Genomic DNA, 23,877 nt, shown 5'->3' with positions numbered 1-23,877 from the left:
ATCGCCACCCCGCTATTAACTGCCTCCAGCGGCAGGTAGGAGCCCCTCATGCCACAGACCTCACAGGTCAATCTTCGGACATGGATATGGCGCGCCTTCGTACAAACAGCCCTCATACCGCTGATTCTGGTGGAGACGGTACTTATCTCCGTCTACCTGCTGACCAACGCCTCGATTCGCGATGCGCAAGTCGAGCACCTGCGCCAAACCGCGCGGAACGATCTGCAGGCCGCCGCGAGCCAGGAGGCCGCCCTGGTGCAAAGCGAGCTGACCCATATCGCCCGCCTGACCGATACCTATGCCGCTCTGAACCAGAAAGCCCTGAGCGATACCCAACCAATTGCCCCCGCACAGCTCGCCATGACCCCTAGCGGGGTACGCCATAGCCAGCGCGATGACGGCAGCGCGGCGTCGTTCTACTCCAGCGCGACACCGCTCGCCCGCCAGGATCTGGTCAAAGTGGCGCGCTTGCAGCAGGTCGACCCGTTCATGCGTGAAACACTGCGCAGCAACCCGCTGATCGCCAGCATCTATTTCAATAGTTGGGACAGTTACAACCGCATCTACCCTTGGTTCGACACGCCTGCGCAATACCCCCATGACATGGTCATACCGGACTACAACTTCTATTACCTGGCCGACACTAAGCACAACCCGCAGCGCCAGGTGGTCTGGACCGACGTTTATCTGGACCCGGCCGGCCAAGGCTGGATGATGTCGGCCATCGCCCCGGTGCTGCGCGGGGATTTCCTCGAAGGCGTGGCGGGTCTGGACGTCACCGTCAACAAACTGCTTGAGCACATCCAGCAACTGTCGGTGCCCTGGAGCGGCTATGCGGTCATCATCAGCAATGACATGAACATCATGGCGCTGCCACCGGCAGGCGAGCGGGACTTCGGCCTCGATGAGCTGACCAGCCACTCCTACGATGAAGCCATCAGCTCCGAACAGTTCAAGCCGGAAGACTTCAACCTGCGCAAGCGCGCCGATACCAACGCCCTGGCCAAAGCCATGGAGGCGCAGCCCAACGGCGTGCTGGCGATGCCCATGGACGGCCAGCAAAAACTGGTTGCCTGGGCGCGGATCCCATCGACCAACTGGCACCTGCTGACAGTGGTGGGCGAAGATGCCATCTTCCATCAAACCAATGACCTGGCCAGTTACTACCGCAATATCGGCTACATACTGATTGCCGGGCTGCTGCTGTTTTACCTGGTGTTCTTCGCCATCATGTGGTGGCGCATCCGCTTCTTCACCGAAAGGCTGCGTTCCCCGGTCAATGGCATCGTCGGCATGCTGCGTGAGATCGGCCAGGGCAACTGGCGCCCAAGGCGCCCGAAAACCCGCATCAGCGAGCTGGAATCGATCATCGAAGACATCGAGCAGATGGGGCAGAAACTCGAACGCAACGCCTCGCAACTGCAACGCGCCAGCCAGGAGGCTCAAGACGCGAGCCGGGCCAAGACGCAGTTCATTTCCAGCATGAGCCACGAGCTGCGTACGCCGCTCAATGCCATCCAAGGCTTTGCCCAACTGATGCAAATGCAAGGCAACAGCCGCCGCGATGGCGAACCCGATTATCTCGAAGAAATCCTCATTGCCAGCCATCACCTCAACCAATTGGTCGGCGACATACTCGACTGGTCGAGCCTGCAGAGCGACCAGCCACGCCTTGACCTGCAGCCAGTCGATTGCGTGGCGCTGATGCACGAATGCGCCGACCTCGTCGCAGCGCAAATCCAAGCCAACGGCCTAAGCCTGAACCTGCAATTGCCCGATACACCGCTGCCGGTCATGGCTGACCCCAAACGCCTGCGTCAGGTTTTGCTCAACCTGCTGTCCAACGCCATCAAATACACCCCCACAGGCAGCATCACCCTGGCCTGTAGCGAACACGACCAGCGTGTTCGCCTGAGCGTCATCGACACCGGCATCGGCATCGCCGAGCAACTGCAACCTCTGTTATTTGAGCCCTTCCAACGCCTGGGCCAGGAAAACGGCTCGATCCAAGGCACCGGCATCGGCCTTTCACTCTGTAAGGAATACGCCACCCTGATGAACGCTGAAGTCGGACTCACCAGCGTGCCCGGCCAAGGCAGCCAGTTCTGGATTGAGCTGGCGCACTATCAGGCGCAGCAGGAACCGGCACAGCCGATAGCGCACGACACACCTGCCTGCGTCTATCACGGCGACAACGATATCCTCAATCGCGATATCGTCAGCCAAGCGCTGGCCGACATCGACCTGCAGCAATTCGATGATGGCGCTCGGTTACTCGACGCCCTGCGGCGCAAGCGCCCCGACCTGCTGCTATTGAGCGTCGACATGCACGAACTCGATGGCCGCGAAGTGCTACGCGCGATACAACGCAGTGCCGATCTGTGCGATCTGCCAGTGGTACTGCTCAGTCGCCGCGATCAATTGCAAGAGCTGGTCGCCCTCGGTGCCAGCGCGCTACTGGCCGTCCCCATCGATCCGACCGAGTTACAGGAACTGGTCAGTGCCCTAACCCCCCCGGAGAACATCCATGCTGTCTAAGGACTTCAGCCATTCCCGCGTGGTTATCGTCGACGACGTGGTCGCCAACAGCCGTTTGCTGGAGTCGAGCCTCAAAGCCTTCGGGCTACGCAACCCCATCAGTTTCTCCGATTCGGCAGCAGCCCTCGACTGGTTACAGAACAATAGCTGGAACCTGCTGCTACTCGATCTGGATATGCCACCGCCCAATGGTTTCGACATTCTGCGAGCGTTGTCCGGGCGTGATCGCAGCACCCAGCCCATCATCATCATTACCGCACTGGATGACACGAACAACCGCCGTACCGGTCTGGAGCTGGGCGCCAACGACTACCTGTGCAAGCCGGTCGATCTGCCCGAAGTCATCCTGCGGGTACGCAGCAACCTGCAGTTGAGCCACGCCAGCCTGGCTCTGAAGGAAGCCAACGTACTGCTGGAAAGCCGCGTAGGCGAACGCACCGCCCAACTCGCCCAGAGTTATAGCGCACTGGTACGAACCCTCACGCGCGCCGCCGCCTACCGCGACAATGAGACCGGCAATCACATCCGCCGCATCGGCGAATCCGCTGCCTTGATCGCCCGCACCTTGGGCATGGATGAACATTGGGTCGAGCTGATCCGCCAGGCCGCACCGATGCACGATGTCGGCAAGATCGGCATTAGCGATGAAATCCTCCTCAAACCGGGCCCGCTAACCGAGCAGGAACGCGCGCTGATGCAAACCCACCCACACATCGGCCACGCCATTCTCTGCGACCAGCACCCCTCGGAGTTGACCAACCTGGCGGCGGAAATTGCCCTGTGCCACCACGAAAAATGGGATGGCAGCGGCTACCCACAGGGCCTGAGCGGCGAACAGATTCCACTGTCAGGGCGTATCGTCGCCATCTGCGACGTCTACGACGCCCTGCGCATGCCACGTCCCTACAAGAAACCGTGGTCACGCGAGGATACCCAGCACTACATTCGCGAACAGAGCGGCAAGCACTTCGATCCACAGCTTGTGGCACTCGCCGAGGGGCTCTACGAGCAGATCGAAGAGCTGCAGTACAAACTCAGCGACGACCAGCACGTGAGCTGATTGCTGTCTATTACCGTTTCGACGCGAACCGTGCGCGAAGCGGCAACAGCCCTAGCGAACCCCCTCCAACAACGTCTCGCTCAACGCCTGCCCGGCGCGCGAGAGCTGATGACCGGCCAGGTGCAACAGGCCGATACGGCGCGATACCTGAGGCTCGCTCAGCGGCAGGCAACGCGCTCCAAGATCCTCCATCTGCTGTCGGCAGAGCTGCGGCACAGCACTGGCCCCCAACCCCTCGGCCACCATGCGTCCAACCGTGACCAACTGGTGACTTTCGAACGCCACCGGCAGCCGACCGTGACGAGCAATCACACTGTCCTCCAACAACAGACGCACCGCTGAAGGCCGCTGCAGGGTGATAAAGGGCAAGGCCAGCAACTGCGCCCAGGTCAATGCCGATTGCCGAGCCAGCTCGCTGCCTGCCGGCACCACAGCGACAAAGCGATCCTCGTACAACGGCGTGAACTGCAGGCCATCGAGCGTTGCCGGTTCAAAGGCGATGCCCAACTCGACCCGGCCATCGCGCACCATCTCCATCACCTGCTCGTTGAGTACATCGTGCACCGCCACGTTGACCCGTGGATGCGCCTCGCGAAACCTACGCAACACCGCTGGCAGTCGATTGCCAGCGAACGATGGCATGGCTGCCACCGCCACCTTGCCCATCTGCAGGGTGAAGTGCTGGCGCAGCAGATCCTCGGCGTTATCCCAGTCGGCCAGCAGGCGCACGGCAATCGGCAGCAGCGTCTCGCCCTCGGGCGTCAGCGCCACACTGCGGGTAGTGCGAACCAACAACGGGCCACCGAGCGATTGCTCCAGATTCTTGATCGCCAGGCTCAGCGCCGGCTGCGACAAGTGCAGGCGCTCGCAGGCCTGGGCGAAGCTCAGACTCTGCGCCACGGCGAGAAAAGCGCGCAGTTGCTTGACGGTCATTGATTTATTTACCTGATCAATCAAGAGGAAAAACAAACTTAACAAATAAGCCCACAGCGCAGAAGCTTGGCTCCACAGCTAACAACCAAGAGACAGCCCCGAATGAGCGGACTCGACAAACGCGTCGGCAGCTATGCGCAAGCCCTGGACGGCCTGCAGGACGGCATGACCGTACTGGCCGGCGGTTTCGGCCTGTGCGGCATCCCCGAGAACCTGATCGCCGAGATTCGCCGTCGCGGCGTGCGCGACCTGACCGTGGTGTCCAACAACTGCGGCGTCGATGGCTTCGGCCTCGGCGTGCTGCTGGAAGACCGGCAGATCCGCAAGATGATCGCCTCCTACGTCGGCGAGAACGCCCTGTTCGAGCAGCAACTGCTCTCCGGCGAACTGGAGGTCGAGCTGACCCCACAAGGCACCCTGGCCGAGAAGCTGCGTGCCGGTGGCGCCGGCATCCCCGCCTTCTTCACCGCCACCGGCTACGGCACCCCGGTCGCCGAGGGCAAAGAGGCGCGCGAAATCAATGGCCGCCACTGCATCCTCGAACCGGCTATCACCGGCGACTTCGCCATCGTCAAAGGCTGGAAGGCCGACCACTTCGGTAACGTGGTGTACCGCCACACCGCGCAGAACTTCAACCCGGTGGTCGCCACTGCCGGGCGCATCACCGTGGTCGAAGTCGAGGAGATCGTCGAGCCCGGTGAACTCGACCCCACGCAGATTCACACCCCCGGCATCTATGTCGATCGGCTGATCTGCGGCAGCTTCGAGAAACGCATCGAAAAACGCACGCTGCGCGCCTGAGGAGAAAGACCATGGCACTGACCCGTGAACAAATGGCCCAGCGCGTCGCCCGCGAGCTGCAGGACGGCTTCTACGTCAACCTCGGCATCGGCATCCCGACCCTGGTGGCCAACTACGTGCCCGAGGGCATGCAGGTGATGCTGCAGTCGGAGAACGGTCTACTCGGCATGGGCGCCTTCCCTACTGAAGACGAAGTCGACGCCGACATGATCAACGCCGGCAAGCAGACCGTTACCGCGATCAAGGGCGCGGCGATCTTCGACTCGGCGCAATCCTTCGCCATGATTCGTGGCGGCCACGTCGACCTGACCGTGCTCGGCGCCTTCGAGGTGGACGTGCGCGGCAACATCGCCTCGTGGATGATCCCCGGCAAGCTGGTCAAAGGCATGGGCGGCGCCATGGATCTGGTGGCCGGCGCCGACAACATCATCGTCACCATGACCCACGCCTCGAAAGACGGCGAATCCAAGCTGCTGGAGCATTGCAGCCTGCCGCTGACCGGCTCAGGCTGCATCCGCAAGGTGCTGACCGACCTGGCCTACCTGGAGATCGAAGACAACGCCTTCGTCCTGCGCGAGCGTGCACCGGGCGTGAGCGTCGAGGAAATCGTCGCCAAGACCGCCGGCAAGCTGATCGTCCCCGAGCACGTGCCGGAAATGCAGTTCTAGGTTGTCTACCGCCCCGCAAGCGTCACCACGACTGGCGTTTTGCGGGGTGTTTTTATTTGGTGTTATCTGCTGCACTCCCTGTAGGAGCGGATTCATCCGCGAAGCTTTCCGTCCTACCGCACCCAGAGGATTTCCCATGCAAGACGTCGTCATCGTCGCCGCCACCCGCACCGCCATCGGCAGCTTCCAGGGCAGCCTGGCCGACATCCCCGCGCCGGAACTCGGCGCCATCGTCATCAAGCGCCTGCTGGAGCAAACCGGCCTCGACGCCGCCCAGGTCGATGAAGTCATTCTCGGCCAGGTGCTCACCGCAGGTTCTGGTCAGAACCCCGCACGCCAGGCCGTTATCCGTGCAGGCCTACCACATGCCGTACCGGCCATGACCCTGAACAAGGTCTGCGGCTCGGGCCTCAAAGCCTTGCATCTGGCAGCTCAGGCCATTCGCTGCGGCGATGCCGAGGTGGTGATTGCTGGCGGCATGGAAAACATGAGCCTGTCGCCCTATGTGCTGCCGAAAGCCCGCACCGGACTGCGCATGGGCCACGCGCAAATGCTCGACAGCATGATCGTCGACGGCCTGTGGGACGCCTTCAACGACTACCACATGGGCATCACCGCCGAGAACCTGGTGGAAAAATACGGCATCAGCCGTGAAGCCCAGGACACCTTCGCCGCCGCCTCGCAGCAGAAAGCCGTGGCCGCCATCGAGGCCGGGCGCTTCGACGCTGAAATCACCCCAGTCATGATCCCGCAACGCAAGGGCGACCCAGTTGCGTTTGCCCGTGACGAGCAGCCGCGCGCCGGCACCACTGCCGAATCTCTGGCCAAGCTCAAGCCGGCGTTCAAGAAGGACGGCAGCGTCACCGCCGGCAATGCCTCCAGCCTCAACGACGGCGCCGCTGCCGTGTTGCTGATGAGCGCGGCCAAGGCCCAAGCGCTAGGCCTGCCGGTGCTGGCGAAGATTGCCGGCTACGCCAATGCTGGCGTCGACCCGGCGATCATGGGCATCGGCCCGGTCTCCGCCACCCGTCGCTGCCTGGACAAGGCCGGCTGGAGCCTGGCTGACCTGGATCTGATCGAAGCCAACGAAGCCTTCGCCGCTCAAGCGCTGTCGGTCGGCCAGGAGCTGGGCTGGGATGCCGACAAGGTCAACGTCAACGGCGGCGCCATCGCCCTTGGTCACCCGATTGGGGCCTCTGGTTGCCGCGTGCTGGTCAGCCTGCTGCACGAGATGATCCGCCGCGACGCCAAAAAAGGCCTGGCCACCCTGTGCATCGGCGGCGGCCAAGGCGTGGCCCTGGCCATCGAACGCGAGTAAAGCGCAAAACCGTAGGGCGTGTGCAACCCGCCATCTACAGGGCTGGCGGGTTTCACCCGCCCTACAACTGGTCAGCCTGTACGAGCCACGCAGTACATCGGCGGCGACCAGACCGCGGCCCTGGCCAGCGAACGCGAGTAAAGCGCAAAACCGTAGGGCGGGTGTAACCCGCCATTTACTTTGCAGAACGGAAAGCCGCGCAACCATCACGCCCCATACCGGGCGCCATCCCAGATCCCGTGCACGACGCATCAGCAAAGAGCAGCACAGCGCATGAAACGCCCATCACTACGAGCTGATGACCTCTTCTTGGGTATCCGAACCAGCCAGGTAATCGGCTATATCCCGCCTCAGGGCGAAGGGAATGACGCACCAACCCAGCCCTGCGATAAAACAGGAAATCAGCACGGAAAACGCGACATAACTGGGGCTGATGCAACCTCGTCTGCACGCGCTGATCAAACAGAACAGGGAGAAGGGGATGGTGATAATCGCAACCAAGAAAGACGCGACCAAGATCATGGGAACATGGCCAGGACTGATCAGCATGGCCAACGTAACACCTCCCGCGAACAGGAGCGCTGCCAGGTAGAGCAGAGCAATCGTCAGTCTGTTCAGGATGATCAGTAAACGCATTCGTCCCTCCGTAAGCTCCGTCGGCCATAAGGCACGAAACAAAACTTCGGTAAAGATCGAAACGACAGGAATCGTCCATCCCTGGAAAAGCACGCCACCTCCATACCACACTCCCTATGGTGCAAACCTCGGCCACGGTAGCCACAAGCCATCACAATGATCTGGCACATTAAGCATTGCCCATCGTGGCGGCAAGCGTAGCTTTGGGCAGACGTTATCTAACGCCAGCGATCCAGCAGATTCACCGCCAGCCGATCCAGCCACCCCCACAAGCGCTGCTGCACACGCCGCCACCAGGGGCGTTGGTGCCAGTGGTCGAGGGTGATCTCGCGGCTGACGCCAAAGTCTTCGATAAAGCAACGCGCTACTGCCTGGGTGAACGCCGGGTCGAGCGCCTCGACGTTGGCGTCGAGGTTGAAGCGCAGGTTCCAGTGGTCGAAGTTGCACGAGCCGACGCTGACCCAGTCGTCCACCAGCACCATCTTCAGGTGCAGAAAGCGCGGCTGGTACTCGAAGATTCGCACCCCGGCCTTGAGCAGGCGCGGGTAATAGCGCTGACCGGCAAAGCGCACCGGCGGATGGTCGGTATGCCGTCCGGCCAGCAGCAGACGCACATCCACGCCACGGGCAGCCGCTCGGCGCAGGGCGCGGCGTACCTTCCAGGTTGGCAGGAAGTACGGTGTGGCCAGCCAGACACGCTGTTTCGCACCGCGCAGGGCGCGCAGCAGCGATTGCAGGATGTCGCGGTGTTGCGCGGCATCGGCATAGGCGACACGGCCCAGACCCTGGCCTGCAGGAGGGCAATCGGGGAGCCGCAGCAACTCGGGTGTTTGTCGCGGTCGCCAGGAAAAGCGTGTGCGCCACTGGTGTTCGAACAGTTGCTGCCAATCGCCCACCAACGGCCCTTCGATCTCGACCATCACTTCGTGCCAGGTGCTGCGGGCCTGCTCCGGCTGCCAGAACTCGTCGGTGGCGCCAGTGCCGCCAACATAGGCCAGGCGTTGGTCGATCAGCAGCAGTTTGCGGTGGTCACGGTGGAAATTACGCACGCCTCGGCGCCAGCGGATCGGGTTGTACCAGCGCAGTTGCACACCGCCAGCCACTAGACGCTCACGGGCAACCGCGCCCAGGCCAGCAGCCCCATAAGCATCGAACAGCGCGCGCACGCTTACGCCTCGCGCCGCTGCACGACACAGCGCCTCGACCAAGCGTTCGCTGGCTTGGCCGTCTTCGACCAGATACAGCTCCAGCTCCACCTGCCGCTGCGCCGCGTCGATGGCAGCCAGCATGCGTGGAAAGAACACTGGGCCGTCGAGCAGCAGTTCGAAGCGGTTGCCGCTACGCCAGGGAAAAATAGTCCCGCGAGTGGACACCGTTCAGTCCTCCGTGAGCATCACGCCTGTCACGTAGCTCTTCGTCACGCGGCGCGCTGACAAGTTCAACGCGCCGCGCGCGACAGGCAAGCGGCGCGCCTCATTCAGTCGGTAGTAACTGACAACCCTGCCGCTCACCCAACCAGGCGGCGCTGTGGGTACGGCCCAGGCCGCTGGCGGTCACGCGCTTGGCGCTTACATCATCGAGCAGGCTGCTGATCGGCACGTATTGCTTCACAAAACCCTCGCAATAGGCTGCCGGGTTGCCGCTGACGTAGCGGCAGGAGCAATACTCCTTGGCCGTGTAGGCGCCGATGATGTCGGGGAAGGCCTGCAAATAAACGCGGTTCGGCCAGGCCCAGGCCCAGGCCCAGGCCAGCAGCAGGATGAGCAGCAGTGCCAGCGCACTGAGCAGCGGATGACGGCGGATCATGGCTGCACCTCCGTGGCGAACGCCGCCTGTACGCGCTTGAGCAGTTCGTTGTGCTGGAAGCTGCCATCGCGGTCATCGGCGTAGCGCACCACCACCAGTTTCTCCTTCGGCATCACGTACAGGCCCTGGCCCCAGTGGCCCAGCGCGGCGATGGTATCGGTCGGCGCATCCGGCCAGGGGCGTCGGCTGCCGGGCAGTTCGACATTGAGCCACCACTGCCCGCCTGGCACAGCTTCCCCCGGTTTGGCCCGCTGCGGTTGATAAGCAGAAAACGGCGTGGAGACAAAATCGACCCAGGCTGTCGGCAGCAACTGCTGCTCGCCCCAGCGTCCGCCACGCTGCATCAGCAGGCCGACGCGGGCCAGGTCGCGCGTACTCAGATAAGCGTAGGACGCCGCGACGAAAGTGCCGCTGGCATCACGCTCCCACACCGCATGCTTGATGCCCAGCGGCTCGAACAGCGCCGTCCAGGGGTAGTCGGCGTAAGCCTGCTCGCCGACCATGCCACGCAGCGCGGCGGCCAGCAGGTTGCTGTCGCCACTGGAGTAGTGAAAACCTGTACCCGGCGCAGCCGCCGCCTCATGCGCGGCGGTAAAGGCGGCCATGTCACCACGGCCACGGGTGTAGAGCATCGCCACCACCGAGGATTTCAGCGGCGCGTATTCGTAGTCTTCCTGCCAGTCCAGCCCCGAGGCCCAGTTGAGTAAATGCCCTATTTTGACCTGCGGATGTTCGGCCATCGGTGGGTAATACTGCGCCACCGGCGCATCGAGCTTGAAGCGCCCCTCGCCATAGGCAACGCCGAGCACGGTGGCGAACAGACTCTTGGCCATCGACCAGGAAAGGTGCGGCGTTTGCGCGGTGGTCGGTGCGGCATAACGCTCGTAGACGATCTGTCCGTCGCGGATCACCAGCAAGGCATCGGTGCGAATGCCCTTGCGCTCGGCATCGTCGCGCGGAGCGAAGGCATAGGTCTCCAGCTCGGTAACGGCAGCGGACGGTGGTGCAGGCTGACTCTGCCAATCGGGTTGCGGCCAGTTTTCTGCGTGGGCGACAGCACTCAGCACGCTGAAGCCAAGCGTCAGGCTTAGACGACGAAGGGAGAAAGTGGGCATGGGCGGCCTCGATAAGAAATCGAGGCGCACCCTAGCATGCCGACGATGACGCCTTGAAGCGCCGCCCTCGACATTCATCTGGGCAGGCAGTAATCCTCCGGGCCCATCAGGTCGAGACCGCATTCGAGGCTCTCGATCCAGTTCAGGAAGGCGTTGATCATCTCTGCCCCGACGAAGGGCCGCCCGTGCTGCGGCACGATCATCGCCACATCCATCTGTCGCACCATCGCCGCCCACAGGCGACAAGCCTTGTTGCCCGCCATGTAGCGGCGATGGAAGCCCTCCATGTTCGGCACGTGGTTGACGAAGTCGCGCACCGGCGTGGCGTCGTCGACCAGCGAGGCGCCCATGTCGCCGGAAAAAAGAATCTTGCTCACCGGGTCATAGAGCTGGAAGTTACCCACCGAGTGCAGAAAGTGCGCAGGCACCGCCTTGAGAATGGACTTGCCCAACGCAATGCTCTCGCCACGATCGGGCAGCGCGATGATGCGGTCAAAGGTGTTGATGCCCCGGCTCAGCGCCAGGTAGTTGGCGGTCAGGTGCGGCAAAAAACGCGCCCAGAGCTTGGAACAGATGACCCGCGCACGGGTGTGCAGCAGCCATTTGTCCAGCGAGGCGATGATGTCCGGGTCCTGGTGCGAGGCGAAGATGTAGGTCAGATCCTGCACCGGAATGTGCTTGGACAGCTCCAGCGACAGCGGCGTGTAGGTCAGGTCACCACCCGGATCGAGCAGCAGATATTGCTCGTTGTCGGTGATCAGGAACTGGTTGGATTGCACGCCTTCGCCGCTGACCAGGTCATCGAACATCAGGCATTGGTGGCTGCCGTTATCGAACAGCACGATGGGCTCGCGGCGCATGGAAACCTCGTTGATAAATCGCAACGTCACCTTATGCGCAGGCAGATCAGCCGGTACTGATATGGGTCAACACGCGGCGACAATTCGTCGCGCTTTCTCCAGCCGTTTGTCACGCGCTGCCTCGGCGATGCGCAGCAGGCCCTTGTCACGCTGCCACAACGCGGCCCAGTGCGCCGGGCCGTTTGCCAGAGCAACCTCCAGCTCATCGTCCAGCGCCTGCTGCTGAGCGAATAATCCAGCCAACAACAAGTGAGTAGCGGGAGCATTGGGCGCTTGCCGCGCCACCTCGGCACAGCCGGCCAGCAGCCCCTGCAGACGCAGCAGCAGTGCCTGCGGCCACCCGCTTTGCTGGCCGATACCGAACAGCCAGGCACTCACCGCCGTGAGCACATGGACATCCTCCAACGTGCGGAAGGGTTTCACGTAATCGTCCCAGCCGTCACCGGCCAGACGCTCGCTTTGCGCCTGATCCAGATGCAGGCGGGCATGCCCGATATCGGGCATCAGCGGCAGCGCCGGTAAGGGCTCGATGCGTACCCCAGGCGCCCCCTGGCGCACTACCCCGAGGGCCAGACGCGGCGCCTCATCTGCCTGCTCCTCACGCGCCGCCACCAATAGCCAGTCAGCGCATTCGGCGGCGGTCACGAAGTCCTTGCGCCCGCTGATGTAAAGCCCGTAGGTGCGCGTACTCATGTCTGCCGGGCGGGTGCTGCGGTTCTCCGTCACGCACAACGCGCCTGCCGTCCAGGGCGCCGCTGGCCAAAGCATGCGCAGTGCGGCCTGATACCCGGCGAGAAACGCCAGGCCCGGCGTCGCCGCCTGCAGACCGCCCAGCAACGCCAGCTCGAAGGGCGCAGGCGCGCCACCCAAACGGCTCAGCAAGCGCCCATACCAATCCTCCAAACCGTGCTCAGCAGTCAGGCGTTCGATAGGCTGAAACAGACTCGACCAAGGCATCGCAGACCTCCTCGCGGCAACACGCAGGCGCTGTCACACAAGCATCAAAAAACCGTCACGGTGGTGACACCGCGCCAACCTAGCCTGAGCTTGCCCAACAAGATCGACCGGCTGCAAGTGTCCAGCCGGCACACGGAGGATCTGGCATGACTCAAACCACTCGCCGACTGCAAGCCGAACGCCTGCAAGGCCCCGCCGCCCTGCGTGAAGCTCAGGCCTTGCGCTACCGCGTATTCAGCGCGGAGTTCGACGCCAAGCTCAACGGCGCCGAACTGGGTCTGGACATGGATCATTACGACACTCACTGCCGCCATATCGGCGTACGCGACATGAACAGCGGCGAGCTGGTGGCCACGACTCGCCTACTCGACCACCAGGCCGCCGCCGGTCTGGGTCGCTATTACAGCGAAGAAGAATTTTCCCTGCATGGCCTGGCCAAACTGCAAGGCCCGGTACTGGAGATCGGCCGCACCTGTGTCGATCCGGCGTACCGCAATGGCGCCACCATCGCCGTGCTCTGGGGCGAGTTGGCCGAAGTGCTCAACGAAGGTGGCTACCGCTACCTGATGGGTTGCGCCAGCATCTCCATGCAAGACGGCGGCATTCAGGCTCAGGCCATCATGCAGCGTCTGCGCGAACGCTACCTGAGCACCGAACACCTGCGCGCCGAGCCCAAGCATCCGCTGCCGCAACTGGACCTGCCGGGCAACGTCATCGCCGAGATGCCACCACTGCTCAAGGCCTACATGCGCCTGGGTGCGAAAATCTGTGGCGAGCCGTGCTGGGACAAGGAGTTTCAGGTGGCCGACGTGTTCATCCTGCTCAAGCGCGACGAACTGTGCCCGCGTTATGCCCGCCACTTCAAAGCCGCCGTCTGAGGCCTGACCGTAGGAGCGAGCTCTGCTCGCGAACAAGAGTGTTCAGCATGCGCGAGCAAAGCTCGCTCCTACACGAGCACATGCTCCCAAGCCTCGCCAAGCGAGCCTAGCTATGGATAATGCCGACACCCGCTCTCAACCGGAGGCCGCGATGGCCAAACTGCGTCTGTCTCTGCGCCTCGTTCACCTGGTCCTGGTGATCCTCTTCGGTACGCTGCTGGCGGGCATCGTCAGCCTCTGCGAACGCGTCGCCCGGCATGATCTGATGCCGCTACGGCAACGTCTGACGCGCTGGTTCCTGGCACGCCTGAGCGGCGCCCTGCCCTTTCGTGTGAAGATCGCAGGCGAGTTGCCCGAGCAACCCATGCTGTGGGTCGCCAATCATGTGTCGTGGACAGACATCCCCTTGCTCGGCGCCCTGCAGCCGATTTCCTTCCTGTCCAAGGCCGAAGTACGCGACTGGCCGGTGGCCGGCTGGCTGGCGCACAAGGCCGGCACCCTGTTCATCCGCCGAGGCTCGGGCGACAGCAGCCAGATCAGCCAGCAGCTCACCCGCCACCTGCAACAAAAGCGCCCGCTGGTGATCTTCCCCGAAGGCACCACCACCGACGGCCTTGGCGTACGCACCTTCCATGGTCGCCTACTGAGCAGCGCCATCGACAGCGGCGTCGCCCTACAGCCAGTAGCCATCCGTTACCTGCGCGATGGCCAGCCCTGCCCGGTGGCCCCCTTCATAGGTGACGACGACATGCTCTCGCACCTACTACGCTTGCTGGCCAGCCCGGCCTGTGAGGTGGAGATCCGCCTGCTGGCGCCGGTGTCCAGCGACACCCGCAGCCGCAACGAACTGGCGCGTCACTGCCAGGCGCTAATTGCCGATGTTATACAGCCGGACATCGCGCAGCAGCAGGCCGAAGCGGCTTAGGGGTTGTACGAACAGTCGTCGAGCGAAGGTCAGGCGATACCGATGGCGGCACCGCAAAAACAGGTGAGGAACAGACTGGGCTCGCATTCGAGTGTACGAGCTGCAAATGAGCATTCCGAGCCTGTTTTAAACGCGGCGATCACAACGCAAGCGCCACATTTATGCCGACACTGTCACTCATATAATTTCAACTACAACTTTCCCCTTGGCACGCCCTTGAGCAAGATAAGCCAATGCATCTTTTGCCTGATCAAAGGAGAAAACTCTGTCGATTACAGGCTTGATACGTTCAGCCTCAAGCAACTTACCGACTTCCATAAGTTGAACCGCATCTGGGCGCACAAAAAGAAAGGAATAGTGCACACTCCGTTGCTTTGCTAAACCGATAACTTTTCGGCTCATCAGACCGAAGACAAACTTCAGCAAAAAATTAAGCCCCCGTTTCTCAGCAAAAGCTGCATCGAGCGGCCCGACCAAAGAAACGACCTTGCCGCCTGGCTTCAGAATACCGAGCGCCTGCTCGATTGCATCGCCCCTTGTAGTGCCCAGGACCATATCGTAAGCCTGTAGCGTGCGCTGAAAATCCTCCTTGGTATAGTCGATTACTTTATCTGCGCCCAGTCCTTTAACCCACTCAAGGTTGCGCGTGCTGGTTGTCGTCGACACGTTAGCGCCAAAGTGCTTGGCCAACTGAATGGCAAAGCTGCCAATACCACCAGACCCGGCAGGGATAAATACCTTTTGACCGGGCTGAATATTGGCGACTTCTTGCAACGCTTGCCAAGATGTCAAGCCCACCATGGGAATTGAGGCCGCTTGTACAAAATTCAGGTTTGCAGGCTTGAGCGCCGCCGTATTTTCCGGCACAACAGCGAACTCTGCGAGCGACCCAATACCTCGATCAAAGATACTGGCAAAAATCTCATCACCCGGCTTGAAGCGCTTTACTTGGCTGCCCACCTCGGTGACGACACCGGCTAGATCACTGCCCAGTGTCGCCGGGAGTTGAAATTTAAGAACCGGTTTAAACATCCCGCTCGGGATCATATTGTCGATAGGGTTCAAGCCCACAGCATAGACCTGGACGAGCATTTCGTGCGGTTTAATCTTCGGTTTGGCGACGTCACAAAACTCAATGAGTGGTGCTGATTTACTGTACTTTTTTAACACGAGCGCTTTCATCGCCTCTCCTCAAATTATCACGAGCCTCTGCCTTAGTAGACACACAGCAAACACAGCTAAACATCAGTACCAAAACAAACTCTATCAATACTGCAACAAGGATCTGGCCACTGGCGTGACCCGCAAAAAATTCATACACACCTAACAGCATCAATGCAGCCAGAGCGACTATCACCCCCTGCACAATGGCCATTCGAGCAGTAGAATGTTCGGCGCCTCTTGCCATAAACAGCATCGCCGCGATCCCGATATAAAAGGCTGCGCCACGACGACTCATAACCCCCGCCCCATCGCTGTATTGCACCCCCCATTGAGCCAGCATTGACTCAGGCGAAAACAGCCATGCAAATGCCAGAGCGAGAAGTAAAAAGGACGCCATCATCGACACTCGCCGAAAAGTCACGGGCCGCCCCTTAAGAATCGAGCTGAAAGTTCTTACGCAGCCCCTTGTCCAACACCGAAGCCGGAGCAAACCGCCGCAACAACTTAAATGTGCGGGCGATGTTCCCTGAGGTATAGCGGAGTTTGGGGTGAGCAGCCTGAGCAGCTTTCACCACAACCCCGGCAGCCTGCTCTGGCTCATCAGCTTTGGACATAGCTTCACCCACAACATGAGCCAATTTTTTCCGAATAGCATCGTATTCACTGATTTTGGAATCGGGTTCGATGTTATTGGTCTCGAACTGCGTTTTCACATACGCAGGCTCAATCACCGATACCCTTATGCCCTGTGTGCGTAGCTCATGATCAAGGGCTTCAGAATAACCTTCGACGGCATGTTTACTGGCGCAGTAAAGCGCCACATAAGGGACAGGGACAACCCCCAGGATAGATCCAATATTGATGATTCTTCCGCCACCTTGGCGGCGCATATGAGGTACAACAGCGCGCGTCATTCTGACAATGCCGTAAAAATTTGTATCGAACAGTGCCTTCGCTTGCTCGATTGAACTTTCCTCAGCGCCAGCCGGGGACAATCCGAATCCCGCATTGTTAACCAACAGATCGATGCGCCCCTCAAGATTAAGCAACTCAGTAATCGCTGCCGCTACTGACTCATCACTTGTCACATCAAGCGCCAGCATTGGAAAGCGCGTCTGGCCTGTTGCAGCCCCACGTCGGCTTGTGCCATAGACACGGTAACCTGCTGCCGAAAGTTGTATTGCAGTGGCCGCACCGATGCCTGATGAAGCACCGGTCACCAACGCAACCCGTTTCTTAGTCATTGTTCAATTCCCTAGCAACATTCATGTTCATACGTCTCACCGGCGGTACAGCAAGCACGGTTTACTTATGCCGTTTTATAGCGCACAGCGGCTTCTGACATTTTGATGTGAGCAAGCAATGCTTGTCGTGACGCGTCGAAATTTGGCCAACTCGTATCATTATGCAGAGGAGGAATAGTGACAGGCTCACGGCGATCAAAGCCAACCAGCGCCGCATCCACGAGCTCATTGACTTCCATCATCGGAGAGGAATTACTGATATCGATTCCGGCACGCTCCCAGATCTCGGTATACGTGCCAGCGGGTAGAAGCGCTTGAACATAAATACCTTTGGATGACAACTCCTGATGCATACCTTGCGATAAGAACAGGACAAACGCCTTAGTCGCACCATACACGGTCATTTGGTATTCCGGCGCCAGACCAACAACAGAGGACACATTCACAATGGCCCCCTTGCCTTCTTTGACCAGCCGCGGTGCCACTGCACTGGCTAGTCGTGTTAGTGCCGTCACATTGAGTGCAATCAGTTTTCCGATTGATTCAGGGGTTTGTTCAATAAACTGCCCCGTCTGAGCAATGCCTGCGTTGTTGATCAGCGTATCGATACGCGCATCTTCCTGCAGGCGCTTTTCAACAACTTCAAGATTATCCGCTTGAGTCAGATCAGCGGGTAACACATCGACATTTACGCTGTAGGCTTGACGCAAACGGGCAGCAAGCGCTTCCAGCCTTGCTTCATCACGAGCGACGAGAACAAGATCATGACCTCGACGCGCAAAGCGATCTGCATAAATCGCGCCAATGCCTGTAGAGGCGCCAGTAATCAGAACAGTGGACACGCTCATAATAGTTACCCTTTTAACACGTGAAAGAAAAGCCACGAGTTCGCATCAGCGCCTCGCAACTAAAAACTCGACCGTACATATCAGCACTCGTCCGCAACCGGCACAGACTCGCACATACCCAACCGAAGAAGTTACGCCATCAAGCTCGCAAACCGCGCACTTATCTCTCGCAATTCAGCCAAGCCAATGACTGAGCGAATAAACGCACGAAGAGGAAAACAGCTATCGCGCGATCGGTCTGCAGAATAGAACCATGCCTGGCATTTAGTATGTAAGGCCGCCACATCAAATCGCGCACGTCGCCTTGTCACTTGCTGACAGTGTCTAGCTATACAGCACTAGCCATTTAACCAACTTGCTGCTGTCTTCGCGGCATTCCTGTGGTTGATCAATGTGCATGCACCGACCCAATAATTTCGAACATTGCTATGCCTTTTTAGCTCCGGTCAGCTCTAAATTCAGGTATGCACGGATTCAGTCAAGATACATAGAGTTGCCACGCTGACTTTGCCACCCCATCGCTCATTCATTACAGAAACGGACAGCCATTGACGCAGCGAGCCTCGCGTCATCAAAACCAACCTTAGGGCACCTCAGGCCAGACCGGCGAGGACGATGGAACATGACGCAATGATGATGACCATAATCTAAAATGTCAAGATCTTTGATTACGACCATAATCAAAGTATCTTGATCCGTCGTTTGACGATGGGAGGCATGCAAGCAATGAAGGTTACGAAAGCACAGGCGATGGAAAATCGTCAGCGCATTGTCGAGACAGCCTCGGTGCTGTTTCGCGAGCGTGGCTACGATGGCGTTGGTGTAGCTGACCTGATGGGGGCAGCAGGCTTTACCCATGGTGGTTTTTACAAACACTTTGGGTCTAAAGCTGACTTGATGGCAGAAGCTGCGACCTACAGTTTTACGCAGTCAGCCGAAGAGTCTTCACAGGCAGATATGGCTGATTTTGTGCGTCACTACCTGTCACGTAAGCATCGGGATGCACCTGGTACTGGCTGCACTATGGCCGCGCTTTGTACAGATGCGACACGCCAGTCAGAGCCTGTCAAAGAAGCCTTTGCCGCGGGTATTGAGAAGCAGCTAGATACGCTGACACATCATGATGTAGCTCAGAGCGAAAGCGAGCGACGTGAAGCCCGCGCCAAGCACATAGCGATGATTGCACAAGCTGTAGGCGCGCTCGTGTTGTCACGATCCTGCCCAGACGACTCACCTTTTGCCGATGAAATCCTAGAGACTTGTTGCAGCGACATCCTGAGCCACTTAAAGAGTGCATCTAAAGACTAATGCTGAGCCGAACACCATCCCTGAAAGGGCTACAGTGGCCCCCTTCATCGGCGACGACGACATGCTCTCGCACCTACTGCGCCTGCTGGCCAGCCCGGCCTGCGAGGTGGAGATCCGCCTGCTGGCTCCGGTGTCCAGCGACACCCGCAGCCGCAACGAACTGTCGCGTCACAGCCAGGCGCTGATTGCCGATGTTATACAGCCGGACATCGCGCAGCAGCAGGCCGAAGCGGCTTAGCCAGCAGGCGGCACAATCAATGCATCACACTCGATCGACGCCAGCAACGCACTAGCCACGCTACCCAAAACCAGACGCGAGACGCCCTCGCGAGCGTGGGTACCCAGCAGCAGCAGGTCAGCCCCAGACTGACGCAGCACCTCACCGACCACACCAGTGGGGGACCCTACCTGCACATGCAGGCGCTCATCAGCCACATTGAAGTCGGCCTGTGAGAATCGTTCGAGCAGTTGCTGATGCACGAGAACACGCTGGTTATCCAGCACCTCGGCGCTGACACCGGCATCCATCAGCGCGCCACTAGCCAATGGCTCGACCGCGCAGGCGATCTCCACCTGAATATCATCGATCAAGCCCAGCTCACCCGCACACCCCCAGGCCGACAGCGAGGTGCGCGAAAGATCCGCTGCCAGCAGCGCACGCCGATAGCCATGAGTCACCGGACCATTGACCCGCAACACGGGCAAATGACTGTTGCGCACCACCCGCTCGAGCGTAGTGCCAATGAAGAAATCACGCAGCGACGACTTGCGATGCGCGCCCACAACCAGCAAATTTGCATCCAGTCCCTTAGCTGCATCGACCACAACAGCCGCCACATCCCCCGCGCCCACTCTCACCTGCGGTCGGCTTCCCGCCTGCTCGGCAAGACGCTCAGCCTGTGCCTGCAGCAATACTTCAGCCTGCGCCACCTGACGCTGTACAAGCTCTGCTGGAGCATCGTCATCAATCACATGCAGCAGGCACCACTCGCCGCCACCCTGGCGCCGGATCAGTTGCACAGCGCGCTGCACCGCATGCGCAGAGCGCTCGGACAGGTCGGTCGCCACCAATATCTTGATCATCTCGTCTGCTCCTTGGGATTAGCACCGAGATACATTCAACCGCCTACGCGCCACTCAAACCTTGACTCAGATCAGAGCAGCGCTTCGACCCAAACAAAGGCTCAAGCAGGCAGCGGGTAAGCCGCCAGCCCATTACCAATCATGTCTTGTACGCCAAGGATCAGCCGTTCGGCCGGGTAGGCAGGGCACGACGCGCCGATATTTCCCACCAGCTCAGCAGCCGAAATGGGGCTGATCGCTGCGCTGCGGATCAGATCAGCCACCTGACGCGGCAAGAAGATGGTCTGGCTGTCAGTCTGCGAGTCAGCGATCAGCATGCTTTCTGGCGGTAGCGCAACCGACGTTTGCCGCCGCAACCAGAATGGCGAGCCGCGAAAGCGGGTTTCCATGCTGTAAATGCGCCAACGCGTGCGCAGGTATTGGCGAAAATCCGCAGCGATGGCGATTTCATAGGCAGACACCAGCAACCCTGCGCCATGCAGGCGATCCGAGGCGACACGAGCAGCTTGTATGCCGGTAGCCAGGGCATGAGGGATACCACCAGAGGACAGCGGGTCAAACGACGCGGCAGCATCGCCAGTGGCAATGATTCCAGTGCCCGTACCTGGCACAAGGCAGGCCGAGAAAGCCGGATCGGTGCGCAGCTCAAAATCGCTATTGGTAGGTGTAATGAGTTGAGCGATATGCCGCGTCTCGGCAAGGGCAGACAGCCAATGCTCGGGGCGCGACAGCTTGGCCTGATGAATGATGTCGGAGTCACTCATAAAGGACACGGCAACGCGGCCACCGGGTACGGGAGCGGCATACCACCATCCGTTGGCCACGGTTTCAACCGTCGTCAAGGCGGCTGGCGCATGAGTGGTTGAGACATCCAGAAGAGCGCTGATGCCAACCAAATCATCATGACGATGGTGCAATGCATCATTGCAGCGAGAGGTGCGACCTGCCGCATCAATCACCACCCTGGCACGAACCTCGTACTCCTGTTCATCAGCGCCACGCAGTGTCAGTTGCCAGCCTTCGTATTGGTCATGATCAGCCGTCAACTGCCGCCGCGAGAGGCAACGCGTGTTGCAGTCCAGGCGCCCGCCACGGCGGGTCACCAGCTTGGCCAGCATGCGTTCAAAACGGCTGCGGTCTATCGCCCAACCATGCCCATGCACGTTGAACATGAAGTCGAACGACTCCAGATGCTCACCGCCCCAGGCAGCCTGATTGCCCCATGTCTGCAATGGCCCCATGGCAGCAAAATCATCCCACACGGCCAGGTAGTCCAGCAGGTTACGCACCCCAGGCGACAGGGACTCGCCAGACTTGGCCCGTTCATAATTGCCCGCTTCTAAAACCAGAACTGAAATGTCGCTGCGTTTAAGCAGGGTCAGGGCGGCCGAAGTACCGGCCGGCCCTCCCCCGATTATCACGACATCGAAGCCCGGCAACGGTTCTTCGACAGAGGTGGTCATGGCGTTTACTTACCCTGGGCCGCAAGCTGGAGGTTGTAAGCGTTGTTCATTTTGAACTGCGCCAACTGCCCGAAATTGCGTTCTTTCTCCACAAGATAAGGAATCTCTTCACTGCCCTGGTTCACCACGAAGCCCAGCATGAACCAGTTACTGATCATGTCTTGCGGCGAGAGAATACCGCGCTGGTATTCGGCATTCTGCCCAGCGGGAATGACGCCCTGCCCATCGATCTGGCTGACGTAGGCATCGAGCACCTGATCCTGCGGATGGGTCGCGCCGGTGGTGATGTTGAATGGGCTTTGTGGCGGCCACCAGTACACGTAGTAGGTCGGTGGTAATTCGATGCCGGAACCATCGGCAAGTTGGTTGACATTGATGTCAGAAATATTCGGCGTTTGAACCGTACACTCCTGAAAATCAGCCATCCATGGGATCGCCATGCGCTTGGTCAAATCCCCCGGCTCACAGCCTATTTTCTTGCCATTGGCATCAGTGGCCGTTTCGTTACGGTTTTGGATAGACAAACCATGCTGGCGGTAATGGGCCTGCATGTCGGCCTGCCCTGTTCCCGCGTAGGCCAGCATGATGTGGAAGGGCGCATCGTAGATATTCTCGCTGCGTACGCTCCAGGTCACTTCGATACCTGGCGAGAACGGCCCGCCGACGCAGTTGCTGATATCGACCAGGGCCAACTGGGTGCTAGGGGCCTCACCAGCGGCATGATGGACGTGATGATAGTGCTGCTGCAGCGCATGCTGAGGGCCGCTGAGACTGTCACGGGCAGTCGTAAAACAACCTTGCGCCCATTGGTAGAGGAAGAAGTACTGGGTCGGCGTGAGGGTTAGAAACTTGTAGATCGGCCCGGTGTTCGTAACAGAGTTATCACCGGAGTTGAGCGGCATCATCGGCTGCCCGTCACGCTCAAGCTGGGCCGGGCCGAACGCCATATTGGCGTACTCACGCTCATAATCCTCAGGCAGCAGCGGCACACGGAAATACTTGAAGTAGGCCATGCGCCGGGCCCGGTTAGCCTCGCTGTTATCGCGCATATCAAAGGATGGTCGGGCAAACTCATCCATTGTCGGAATGTTAGCGACCCATTTGTAGCGAGACATCGCGTCAAGAATCGGCTGGATGTGAGCATCGAAGCTGATCTTGAACGCGGGGTTGAACCCATACAGCGGACAGTACGCACCAACCGCGGCAAAGTAATCTCCGGTGTTTTGCGCATTGTATTGGGCCTGATCAAAGAGCGTCGGCTCTGAGCCCATCTTGCGCACAGCAACATCGTAGAGGGTATCGGCAAGGGTGATGACGTTGTTCACCTCAGGCACGAATTTCGGGCTGCCAACGATAAGCCATGCAGGCTCAGGCGAAATGATCGTGCCATTGCTCAGGGTGATCTGCGCGCAGACAAAACCATCGGAAATATCGTCCCAATAGCCCGATGCACCGCGAAAAGAAGAGATATCGCCCGAACCGGTGACCTTACCAAAGCCACCAAGCGCAACCAGATTGCCGCAGCTATCGGTTTTCAGTTCGCCCAGCACATCGATCTGCTCCCCACCGGCACCAACCGGAGGGAAAGAACCCTTGGGGTAGTCATCCGGGATGTTGTAGCGCGAGAACGCAATGCTTTTACCTGCACCGCAAATACTGCGCGGGCCCGGATCGATGATCAGTTGCTGGCGCGACTGGGGCTCGGTGGTGTCAGGGTTGTTAACCGGAATATGTTGAGCTTCGTAGCTGTTGTCCGGGCCGAACTCCAGGTTGCCTTGCAGTTCAGAGAACGTGAACCAGATCGGCTTCTTGTTGGCGATATGGACAGTCCACTCAATCGAGCTGATGTCATGACTGTCCAGGGTGACAGCCTGTGGGCTCTGCCCATCGGTTCGAACAATTTGGAACTTGGTCGCCTGACGCTTGATGCGCCCCACACTGTCCTTGAAGGCATTGACAGTTTTCGGCTTGCCGTCGTTGTCCAGAAGCAGATTGCCCTGGGCATCGCACTCCAGTGGCAAACCACCCGTAGCCTGGGGCGACAAGTAGAACTCTGTCGGACTGTTACCAAGACGCGCAACGCCAATCTTAGGAAAAATTTCGTAAGTCGAACTCATCCGAATAACCCCTCCGTTGGGCACTCATGCTCTACATGCCTAGGCGCTGGATGCGCTTGATAGCATTAAGCTATCTCATTATTGAAGGGAACGTGAGTTCGTCAAGTTAAGACAGAAAAAAGCTAGGCCTACCCGGCCTGCCGGGTCGATGGGCC

General features: G+C 59.8%; 23 protein-coding genes. 9 read left to right on the top strand and 14 right to left on the bottom strand.

Annotation, left to right across the window (positions count from 1 at the left end; genetic code table 11):
- Positions 1 to 48 precede the first annotated feature (48 nt).
- Both AERO9A_RS13565 and AERO9A_RS13560 read left to right on the top strand, forming a co-directional pair.
- The gene (locus tag AERO9A_RS13565; RefSeq protein WP_159972485.1) at positions 49 to 2,538 is read left to right on the top strand and encodes an ATP-binding protein; all 2,490 of its coding nucleotides are present in this window, start codon (positions 49 to 51) and stop codon (positions 2,536 to 2,538) included.
- Positions 2,528 to 3,598: an HD domain-containing phosphohydrolase gene (locus tag AERO9A_RS13560; protein ID WP_159972484.1), complete on the top strand. Its 1,071-nt coding sequence runs from the start codon at positions 2,528 to 2,530 to the stop codon at positions 3,596 to 3,598. The genes AERO9A_RS13565 and AERO9A_RS13560 overlap by 11 nt, the downstream gene beginning before the upstream one ends.
- Positions 3,599 to 3,649: 51 nt before the next feature.
- Here the strand turns inward: AERO9A_RS13560 and AERO9A_RS13555 are convergent, their stop codons facing one another.
- Positions 3,650 to 4,531, bottom strand: coding sequence for a LysR family transcriptional regulator (locus AERO9A_RS13555; protein WP_159972483.1), 882 nt, complete (start codon positions 4,529 to 4,531; stop codon positions 3,650 to 3,652).
- 102 nt (positions 4,532 to 4,633) lie between these two features.
- Between AERO9A_RS13555 and AERO9A_RS13550 the strand changes: the two genes are divergently transcribed.
- The 3 genes from AERO9A_RS13550 to AERO9A_RS13540 all read left to right on the top strand — a co-directional run bounded on the left by AERO9A_RS13550 (position 4,634) and on the right by AERO9A_RS13540 (position 7,318).
- Complete coding sequence (locus AERO9A_RS13550; RefSeq protein ID WP_159972482.1) at positions 4,634 to 5,332, top strand: CoA transferase subunit A; 699 nt, start codon at positions 4,634 to 4,636, stop codon at positions 5,330 to 5,332.
- Between the two features lie 11 nt (positions 5,333 to 5,343).
- Entirely contained in the window at positions 5,344 to 6,000 is a 657-nt protein-coding gene (locus AERO9A_RS13545; protein ID WP_159972481.1) for a CoA transferase subunit B, read from the top strand.
- A 136-nt stretch (positions 6,001 to 6,136) separates the two neighbouring features.
- The gene (locus tag AERO9A_RS13540; protein ID WP_159972480.1) at positions 6,137 to 7,318 is read left to right on the top strand and encodes an acetyl-CoA C-acetyltransferase; all 1,182 of its coding nucleotides are present in this window, start codon (positions 6,137 to 6,139) and stop codon (positions 7,316 to 7,318) included.
- A gap of 288 nt (positions 7,319 to 7,606) precedes the next feature.
- Here the strand turns inward: AERO9A_RS13540 and AERO9A_RS13535 are convergent, their stop codons facing one another.
- The 6 genes from AERO9A_RS13535 to AERO9A_RS13510 form a co-directional block, all read right to left on the bottom strand.
- On the bottom strand, positions 7,607 to 7,954 hold the full coding sequence (locus AERO9A_RS13535) for a hypothetical protein (protein WP_159972479.1): 348 nt from the start codon (positions 7,952 to 7,954) through the stop codon (positions 7,607 to 7,609).
- A 218-nt stretch (positions 7,955 to 8,172) separates the two neighbouring features.
- On the bottom strand, positions 8,173 to 9,327 hold the full coding sequence (locus tag AERO9A_RS13530) for a phosphatidylserine/phosphatidylglycerophosphate/cardiolipin synthase family protein (protein WP_159972478.1): 1,155 nt from the start codon (positions 9,325 to 9,327) through the stop codon (positions 8,173 to 8,175).
- 100 nt (positions 9,328 to 9,427) lie between these two features.
- Entirely contained in the window at positions 9,428 to 9,760 is a 333-nt protein-coding gene (locus tag AERO9A_RS13525; protein WP_159972477.1) for an amidase, read from the bottom strand.
- Positions 9,757 to 10,875, bottom strand: a complete 1,119-nt coding sequence (locus AERO9A_RS13520) for a serine hydrolase (RefSeq protein WP_159972476.1) — start codon at positions 10,873 to 10,875, stop codon at positions 9,757 to 9,759. The genes AERO9A_RS13525 and AERO9A_RS13520 overlap by 4 nt, the downstream gene beginning before the upstream one ends.
- 74 nt (positions 10,876 to 10,949) lie before the next feature.
- The gene (locus AERO9A_RS13515; RefSeq protein ID WP_159972475.1) at positions 10,950 to 11,735 is read right to left on the bottom strand and encodes an MBL fold metallo-hydrolase; all 786 of its coding nucleotides are present in this window, start codon (positions 11,733 to 11,735) and stop codon (positions 10,950 to 10,952) included.
- Positions 11,736 to 11,801: 66 nt separating this feature from the next.
- Positions 11,802 to 12,692, bottom strand: a complete 891-nt coding sequence (locus AERO9A_RS13510; RefSeq protein ID WP_159972474.1) for an acyl-CoA dehydrogenase family protein — start codon at positions 12,690 to 12,692, stop codon at positions 11,802 to 11,804.
- A 146-nt stretch (positions 12,693 to 12,838) separates the two neighbouring features.
- On the opposite strand from AERO9A_RS13510, the gene olsB reads away from it, so the two are divergent.
- A complete protein-coding gene (gene olsB, locus AERO9A_RS13505) occupies positions 12,839 to 13,570 on the top strand; it encodes an L-ornithine N(alpha)-acyltransferase (RefSeq protein WP_159972473.1) in 732 nt (243 codons plus the stop codon).
- 151 nt (positions 13,571 to 13,721) lie between these two features.
- Positions 13,722 to 14,495: a 1-acyl-sn-glycerol-3-phosphate acyltransferase gene (locus tag AERO9A_RS13500; protein ID WP_159974052.1), complete on the top strand. Its 774-nt coding sequence runs from the start codon at positions 13,722 to 13,724 to the stop codon at positions 14,493 to 14,495.
- A gap of 177 nt (positions 14,496 to 14,672) precedes the next feature.
- Here AERO9A_RS13500 and AERO9A_RS13495 read toward each other — a convergent pair whose 3' ends face one another.
- The 4 genes from AERO9A_RS13495 to AERO9A_RS13480 form a co-directional block, all read right to left on the bottom strand.
- Entirely contained in the window at positions 14,673 to 15,677 is a 1,005-nt protein-coding gene (locus AERO9A_RS13495; protein WP_159972472.1) for an NADP-dependent oxidoreductase, read from the bottom strand.
- Positions 15,646 to 16,059, bottom strand: coding sequence for a hypothetical protein (locus tag AERO9A_RS13490; RefSeq protein WP_178111140.1), 414 nt, complete (start codon positions 16,057 to 16,059; stop codon positions 15,646 to 15,648). Before AERO9A_RS13490 ends, AERO9A_RS13495 begins: the two co-directional genes overlap by 32 nt.
- 31 nt (positions 16,060 to 16,090) lie before the next feature.
- On the bottom strand, positions 16,091 to 16,903 hold the full coding sequence (locus AERO9A_RS13485) for an oxidoreductase (RefSeq protein WP_159972471.1): 813 nt from the start codon (positions 16,901 to 16,903) through the stop codon (positions 16,091 to 16,093).
- A gap of 65 nt (positions 16,904 to 16,968) precedes the next feature.
- Entirely contained in the window at positions 16,969 to 17,754 is a 786-nt protein-coding gene (locus tag AERO9A_RS13480; protein ID WP_218580154.1) for an SDR family oxidoreductase, read from the bottom strand.
- Positions 17,755 to 18,477: 723 nt separating this feature from the next.
- Between AERO9A_RS13480 and AERO9A_RS13475 the strand changes: the two genes are divergently transcribed.
- Positions 18,478 to 19,059: a TetR/AcrR family transcriptional regulator gene (locus AERO9A_RS13475; RefSeq protein ID WP_159974051.1), complete on the top strand. Its 582-nt coding sequence runs from the start codon at positions 18,478 to 18,480 to the stop codon at positions 19,057 to 19,059.
- A gap of 34 nt (positions 19,060 to 19,093) precedes the next feature.
- Positions 19,094 to 19,297, top strand: a complete 204-nt coding sequence (locus AERO9A_RS13470; protein WP_256665962.1) for a hypothetical protein — start codon at positions 19,094 to 19,096, stop codon at positions 19,295 to 19,297.
- Here AERO9A_RS13470 and AERO9A_RS13465 read toward each other — a convergent pair.
- From AERO9A_RS13465 to lodA, 3 genes are all read right to left on the bottom strand, one after another.
- Complete coding sequence (locus tag AERO9A_RS13465) at positions 19,294 to 20,142, bottom strand: universal stress protein (protein WP_159972469.1); 849 nt, start codon at positions 20,140 to 20,142, stop codon at positions 19,294 to 19,296. The two genes, AERO9A_RS13470 and AERO9A_RS13465, sit on opposite strands and share 4 nt — an antisense overlap.
- A gap of 101 nt (positions 20,143 to 20,243) precedes the next feature.
- Complete coding sequence (locus AERO9A_RS13460; protein ID WP_159972468.1) at positions 20,244 to 21,605, bottom strand: NAD(P)/FAD-dependent oxidoreductase; 1,362 nt, start codon at positions 21,603 to 21,605, stop codon at positions 20,244 to 20,246.
- Positions 21,606 to 21,610: 5 nt separating this feature from the next.
- Positions 21,611 to 23,722, bottom strand: a complete 2,112-nt coding sequence (gene lodA / locus AERO9A_RS13455; RefSeq protein WP_159972467.1) for a CTQ-dependent lysine 6-oxidase LodA — start codon at positions 23,720 to 23,722, stop codon at positions 21,611 to 21,613.
- Positions 23,723 to 23,877: the final 155 nt, after the last annotated feature.

The organism is Pseudomonas sp. 8Z, assembly GCF_902506535.1.
Classification (GTDB): domain Bacteria; phylum Pseudomonadota; class Gammaproteobacteria; order Pseudomonadales; family Pseudomonadaceae; genus Aquipseudomonas.
The sequence above is the reverse complement of the archived record's forward strand: the minus strand, read 5'-3'. Positions and strand labels throughout refer to the sequence as shown.